Below are 6,662 nucleotides of genomic sequence, written 5' to 3' on the forward strand. Positions count from 1 at the left end.
AAAATCACATCGCCTGTTGGCGGGCGACCGTCGGTACGGGCCCTCCTGACGCTAAGGAACTTTCATTCTGCGATGAAGTCTACGGTGTCAGGACCTTAACTCCATCCATAAACACATTCGGCGCGCCCTTGGCCAATCCGCGTTCGGCAGGCCAATGCTTGATCATGCGTCTGCGCAACCATCGTTCGGAGACCCGGGTATAGACCGCAGTATACATCGCGCCAACTCAGGCCGCACACTGGCTCGCTTGCGGTGCCTCACAATGCTTTTCGCTTTGAATACGCCGTAAACAAGACTGGTTGATCGTTACCTTGTCGTGACTGGTTCAGGTGCTTGCTTGGTTGGAACATGATCCTCGCTAGGCTGGCCTATCGCCCAACGCTTAGCTCGTCAGCTCTGAAACTACTAAACCCGGCAGTTGTGACGTCGGTCTCTGAGCGCTTCAGTGTTTAATGCTGGGCCGCCGGCTACGAAGCCGACCGCGGTCTATCCGATCGCAGGGTGTCGACGAGAAGACGCTCGAGAGAGGAAAGGGCCCAGGCACGGTATGGCTGAAGACGGAGGTTTCTATGCTCACAACGACAGGTTCGGAAATTCCGTGGGCTGGGCTTCCGTTCCCAAAGTCGGAGTACGATCGCCGGCAGCAGAAGGTGCTTGAAGCGGTAGCGCGCGCCGAACTTGATGCAATCGTCGTTACTGCTATCGGCCACCTCAGATATCTAACCGGCTATCATGGATTTGGTGGGTACTTCGCGCCGTTCCCATTGATTCTAGCACCTGGGCATGCGCCGGTTCTCGTTGCACGAGAGTACGATGCCGAGGCTGTCCGCGCCGAAGGATGCGTCGATGAGGTTATTTGTTATAGGCAGCAGGGCGATGTTGCGAAGACCTGTGCCGAGATTCTTCGCCAGCATCGTCTGCACGATCGGAGAGTAGGTCTCGAACTCGGATGTTGGAATCTGGCGCCGGCCGATGTGAGTGCACTGCGGGCACTGTGTCCAGACATGAGGGCCGCCGACGCCTCCCATTTAGTTGCGTCAGTCGCTGCAGTGAAAAGCCCGCTTGAGCTCGCTGTGATGCGTCAAGCAATGACGACAACCGATCTCGCCGTGCGCGTGTTTCGGAACTCGCTAAGCGAAGGCGTGAGTGAAGCGGAAACGTACGCAGCCATAGTTGGAGAAGCCAACAAAGCTGGCGGCGAAATATGGCGATCCGTTACTCTCGTGTTCGGTGATCGGACGAAGATGCCCCACGGTGTCCCGACCCCACACGCAATTCGAAACAATGAACCTGCCATGATTGAGATCGGCGGCGTGAAGCACGGATATGCCGCAGGGCTGGTCCGCAGCGCGGTGCTTGGTCGCCACCGTGAGGCCGAATCGTTGCACGCTCTTTCAGTTGAAGCGCTCGAATCCGCCGTCTCGGCGATAAGGCCAGGAGTAAACGCGAAGACCGTGGACGGCGCCGCGCGCAAGGTGATTGAGCAATCTGCGCGCCCGGGCGCGTTTCGCCATCGTACCGGGTACCAAACTGGTATCCACTGGACAGAACGCGGGAACCTCAGCCTGGAGCCTGCCGCAGAGGAGATTCTGCAGCCGGGGATGACCTTTCATCTTCCCATTATTCTGTTTGGGGAAGGCGGTCATCTGTTTGGCTGCAGCGAGCACGTGGTCGTCACAGAGTCTGGCGCGGAAGTGCTCAGCCGTACAGATCACAACCTATTTCATGCTGTGGGTCCCAAATGAACGGCATTGAAGCGTTTCGACCTCTATTGGCTGAGGCAACTGCTTGGCGCCACCATCTTCACGAGAATCCCGAGCTGGAATATCGGCTTTACAACACGGCTAGATTTGTAGCCGAGAAGCTCGTTTCTTTCGGCGTTGATCATATCGAAACGGGGATAGCTGAAACTGGTATCGTCGCCTTGATCCGGGGCAAGTGTCCAGAAGGGCCGACCATCGCACTGCGCGCGGATATGGACGCGCTTCCGATACCCGAACGTTCCAAGAAGCTCTGGTCCTCGAAAGTGCCGGGCAAGATGCACGCCTGCGGACATGATGGTCACACGGCCATATTATTAGGCGCCGCGAAATACCTGGCCACGACTCGGCAGTTCAAGGGATCGGTCGCCTTGATCTTCCAGCCGGCAGAAGAGAGTGGAGAAGGCGGCCAAAGGATGGTTCAGGCAGGAATCATGGACCGCTTCGCAATAACCAAGGTGTTCGGTCTGCACAATGTGCCAGGAATAGAAGTTGGCCATTTCGGCATCTGCCCAGGTCCGATCATGGCGGCTCTCGACGAGTTCGACCTCATCGTGAAGGGGAGGGGCGGCCATGCCGCCAAGCCTCATGAGGCCATCGATCCGGTAGTCATCGCCGCACAGATCATCGTCGGCCTGCAAACCCTGGTTTCCCGCAGCACAAACCCGACGGAGGCGCTCGTAATATCTGTGACCAAACTCAATGCGGCGCAGGCCTACAACGTCATTCCGGATCAGGTAGAGCTCGCGGGTAGTGTTCGAACTCTTGTGCCGGGCCTGCGCGACTTCGCGCAAGAGCAGATATTTGCGGCTGCGCGAGGCATAGCGCGGGGATTTGGCGCAGATGTCGAATTTGACTACAGCAGATCCGCGCCGGTCACGATCAATCATCCGGAAGAAACTAATCTGGCGGTCAAGGCAGCACGCGATCTGGTTGGACCGGCTTGTGTTGATGAAAAGATAAGCCCGCGAATGGGCTCGGAAGATTTCGCCTACATGCTTGAAGCAAGGCCGGGCGCAATCATCTTTCTTGGCAACGGATCGACATCTAGCTTACACCACCCGGGGTACGACTTCAATGATGACGCCTTGCCTTATGGCATCGGCTATTGGGCGAACGTCGTCGAGACGGTGCTGGCACTCTGATGTGTAGCGGTAACGGCACCACCACCCGTCCACGTCTACGCCAGGGATAGAGTTACGATAGAATTCTTCGGTGTCTCCCATGGCAGCAATAGCCCTCGGCTCCTTGCAAATCTTGAACTGTGGGTCGCTGCGATCGCCGCTCGCTCCTCCCGCCGACAACTACGAAAAGTACAAGCCACGAGCAAATAAACGCCTCCGCTAATTGTGCGCGCCGATCCTGTGCTTGAGCCAATCAGTGTTACGAGTGCCCGGTCGTCTACTCGAGTGAGGCGACATTGGCGAACGCGATACCTTGTGTCGGCATTCAGACCTCGATGGACACTTCAGTCCATGGCTTCACTGGCGAGGTCAAGCGTGTTACGCGCCGACTTTGCTGGCTTCCGCCGAGCCCGAGAGAGAGCTCGAACCGACGTGCGAATACTCGCAGACGAGCTGCGATGCCAGTGCTCATGGAACAGCGAACTGAGGACGATGTAGCGGAAGAAACGTCATCCACTGAGCTCCCCGCGCCTGCCTCTAAAGAACGCTATTGCTAGAGAGTCCAGCTTGGCCAGAACTCCGCGGTGGCAAACCAGATGCATCAAGCGGAGCTCGTCAGTCCCTCGCTAACGCGTAACTAACACATGTTTCGAGAAGAGAGGCAGGAGATGCGCCAAAACATCCGAGATCTGCTTCCAGTGGAATGCTTTCGCCGAGGCACGCTTTGGATCGGTGGGCAATGGTGCTGCGCGACCGATGATGGTGCATTCGCGGTCACGAGTCCGATTGATGGCCAGCATCTGATGGTGCTCTTGGGCGTGTTTCCGGATCTCCTGCGCGATGCGCAACAACAGCCCGGTACGCTTGCCGCTATCGCTGGCCCACGACGCTGCGACAGCGTCAGCGGCCCGCGCGGCCCGATCCGCATCTACGGCTTGCGCCCTCGATGCGATTGGCACGATCGAGACGCTCGACAGCGGAAGACCTATCAGCGAAACCACGACCGATTCCGTACAGCATGCGGCCAAGCTTTTTGGTTATTATGCTGGCCTAGCCGATAAGCTGCACGGCAGCACTGTGCCCATGGGAAATGACGCAACGGCGCTCGTCGAGCGAGAGCCATTCGGGGTCATAGGCGCGATTTCGGCGTGGAATTATCCGTTGTTAAACGCAGCTACGAAGATCGCGCCAATCATCGCCTGTGGAAATACGATTGTTCTTAAGCCGGCGGAACAGAGTCCGCTGGTTACGCTCCTGTTGGCTGCGCTAATGCAGCAAGCGGGGCTGCCAGACGGTGTCGTTAACATTATTACTGGATTTGGAGCGGAAGCAGGCGCGCCGCTCATCACGCATCCGATGGTGTCGAAGATCAGCTTTACTGGATCCATGCTGACCGGCCGACGCGTTGCGGCCGCCGCCGGTGGAGTGCTCAAGGGTGTCATCCTTGAGCTTGGCGGAAAATCGCCGCTGATCGTGTTCGATGACGCTGATCTGCCACGCGCAGCATCCGCTGCGGTCTTCAGCACTTTCATGAATGCGGGCCAAACCTGCACGAGCTGCGCACGCGTTCTCGTGGCACGACCATTAATGGATCAGTTTGCTAGTCATCTGGAACGCAAGTTCGTCTCATTAGTTGATAGCTCGAATCCCTACAGAGGAGAGTGCTCGTGGCGAATGCAGGTGAGCGAGGCCGGCCGATCGCGCCGTTGGTGTTGAGTCAGCAAGAGCGGGCGTACTTGGAGAGGCAGGTTCGTCGTCATCGTGTTGCCCGGTCGCTATCTGAGCGATGCCGCGCGATCCTGCGATGCGCGGATGGCTTGCCAAGCAAGTCTGTGGCTACTGGACTCGGCCTCCACGAACACACCGTTGGCAAGTGGCGCCGCCGGTTTTTGAAGGATCGCTGTGATGGCCTGCTTGACGAGGCCCGCCCTGGCCGTCCTCGAACCATCAACGACGATCAGGTTGCCGAGGTAATCGAGCGGACATTGCGTACGACGCCCACCGACGCGACGCACTGGTCGATCCGCTCAATGGCTGCGGAAACCGGCTTTTCCCACACCACGATCCGCCGAATGTGGGCGGCGTTCGGCTTACAGCCGCACCGTAGCCAGACATTCAAGCTGTCGAGCGATCCGCTGTTCGTCGACAAGGTGCGCGATATCGTCGGCCTTTACCTATCCCCACCGAACCGAGCCCTTGTCCTCAGCATCGATGAGAAAAGCCAGATTCAGGCGCTCGATCGCGAGCAGCCGGTCTTGCCGATGATGCCCGGCGTGCCGGAGCGTCGTACGCATAGCTATGTGCGGCATGGTACGACCTCGCTGTTTGCCGCGCTCGATGTCGCCTCGGGGTTCGTCATCGGCAAATGCTACAAGCGCCACCGGGCGGTCGAGTTCTTGAAGTTTTTAAAAGAGATCGATGCTCAAGTTCCTGGAGGCCTCGATATCCATATCGTCATGGACAACTACGCCACCCACAAGACACCCAAGATCAAGGCCTGGCTCGCCCGTCGGCCGCATTATCATGTCCACTTCACGCCGACTTCCGCGTCATGGATCAATCAGGTCGAGCGCTGGTTCGCTGAACTCACCAGAAAGCAGATCCAGCGCGGTGTTCACACCTCCGTCAAGCAGCTCGAGGCCGACATCCGTGCCTTCATCGACCTGCACAACAAGACCCCAAGCCGTTCAAATGGACCAAGTCCGCAGACCAGATTCTGGCCTCGGTCAAACGCTTCTGCCACAAAGCCCAGCAGACTTTATGTGGCGAACTTTAGATTCACGTGACTAGAATCTGCGGCTCTATAGCAGCAGAGTTGCGCATAGGCGACCCGTTCGACCCGGAAACTCAGGTCGGCCCTCTCATTTCCGCTGAGCAGCTTACGCGTGTTCGGCGGCTTACCGCGGATGTGGATGCGTGGCATGCTTGCCAAAAGCATTATCGGCCCGTGGAGGGTGGACATTTCTTTCCGCCTATGATCGTGACGAAGTACGCGCTCGACAGCGACTTTGCGCGACAGGAGATTTTCGGTCCAGTAATGGCGCTGCGTCCTTTTGATACCGATGAAGAAGCTTGGCAGCTTGCGAACGATACGGAATATGGTTTGGCCGCCTCGGTCTGGACCTCGTCGCTCCGTCGTGCCGAACGCGCCCGCTGCTCGCTGGTAAGCGGTATTGTCTGGATCAATTGTGCCCATACTCTCTCCAATGGAACTTCAATTGGTGGCCACAAGGCGAGCGGTCTTAGCATCGAGCACGGAGTGGAGGCGGCCGAACAATATATGAAGGTGAAGACGAGTGTGATCATGTCAGGTGGATGGCATAGCCCCTTTAGCACCCGATCCGCGTCACCATAAGTCGAAGCGGCTGGCCCGGGTGTATGGTTCAGATGCTATCCTGAGCCAAATCGTGTGAGTTCGTTTGTAGGTCATATTGTAAAGCTCGGGCTCCACGCACAATATCAGGCGCCACCTGCTAGCATGATCCTAGCAGAGCCGGTCATGATCATCAGTGTTTGCCAGACGTTCTCGTAGCAATGATTTATCGCTTTCTCTAACCGCGTCCTCTGGACCTAACCGGCTTAAGCTGTTGTTTGTAGCACGTGCCCCTTTTCACATTGCGAATCCATCGACAAGCTTGCGTGCGAGAACCGGAGCTATGGCTAATTCTGGGTGACGCGGCCTGATCAGGCGGCGTGGCTTTCAGTGGTCGGAATGACCTCGATGCCGTCAGTAAACTTTACACCGGCGATGACCTTCGGCAACTGATTTGTTCCTTTC

General features: G+C 57.5%; 4 protein-coding genes and 1 pseudogene. All 5 read left to right on the forward strand.

Annotation, left to right across the window (positions count from 1 at the left end; genetic code table 11):
• The first annotated feature begins 569 nt into the window (after window positions 1-569).
• The 5 genes and pseudogenes from CVM73_RS36810 (at window position 570) to CVM73_RS36830 (ending at window position 6,239) form a co-directional block, all read left to right on the forward strand.
• Window positions 570-1,745, forward strand: coding sequence for a M24 family metallopeptidase (locus CVM73_RS36810; protein ID WP_100236626.1), 1,176 nt, complete (start codon window positions 570-572; stop codon window positions 1,743-1,745).
• A complete protein-coding gene (locus CVM73_RS36815; RefSeq protein WP_100236627.1) occupies window positions 1,742-2,905 on the forward strand; it encodes a M20 aminoacylase family protein in 1,164 nt (387 codons plus the stop codon). The genes CVM73_RS36810 and CVM73_RS36815 overlap by 4 nt, the downstream gene beginning before the upstream one ends.
• Before the next feature lie 819 nt (window positions 2,906-3,724).
• Window positions 3,725-4,600, forward strand: coding sequence for an aldehyde dehydrogenase family protein (locus tag CVM73_RS36820; protein ID WP_100236628.1), 876 nt, complete (start codon window positions 3,725-3,727; stop codon window positions 4,598-4,600).
• Window positions 4,552-5,660: pseudogene (locus CVM73_RS36825) on the forward strand (IS630 family transposase). Before CVM73_RS36820 ends, CVM73_RS36825 begins: the two are co-directional and overlap by 49 nt.
• A 6-nt stretch (window positions 5,661-5,666) precedes the next feature.
• Window positions 5,667-6,239, forward strand: a complete 573-nt coding sequence (locus tag CVM73_RS36830; RefSeq protein WP_158237655.1) for an aldehyde dehydrogenase family protein — start codon at window positions 5,667-5,669, stop codon at window positions 6,237-6,239.
• Window positions 6,240-6,662 lie beyond the last annotated feature (423 nt).

Origin of the sequence: Bradyrhizobium forestalis, from assembly GCF_002795245.1 — a bacterium.
In the GTDB taxonomy this organism is placed as follows: domain Bacteria; phylum Pseudomonadota; class Alphaproteobacteria; order Rhizobiales; family Xanthobacteraceae; genus Bradyrhizobium; species Bradyrhizobium forestalis.

What these genes read in the sequence shown, in the direction of transcription:
- CVM73_RS36810 (WP_100236626.1), top strand. Translation starts at nt 570, where the DNA reads ATGCTCACAACGACAGGTTCGGAAATTCCGTGGGCTGGGCTTCCGTTC.
- CVM73_RS36815 (WP_100236627.1), top strand. Translation starts at nt 1,742, where the DNA reads ATGAACGGCATTGAAGCGTTTCGACCTCTATTGGCTGAGGCAACTGCT.
- CVM73_RS36820 (WP_100236628.1), top strand. Translation starts at nt 3,725, where the DNA reads ATGCGCAACAACAGCCCGGTACGCTTGCCGCTATCGCTGGCCCACGAC.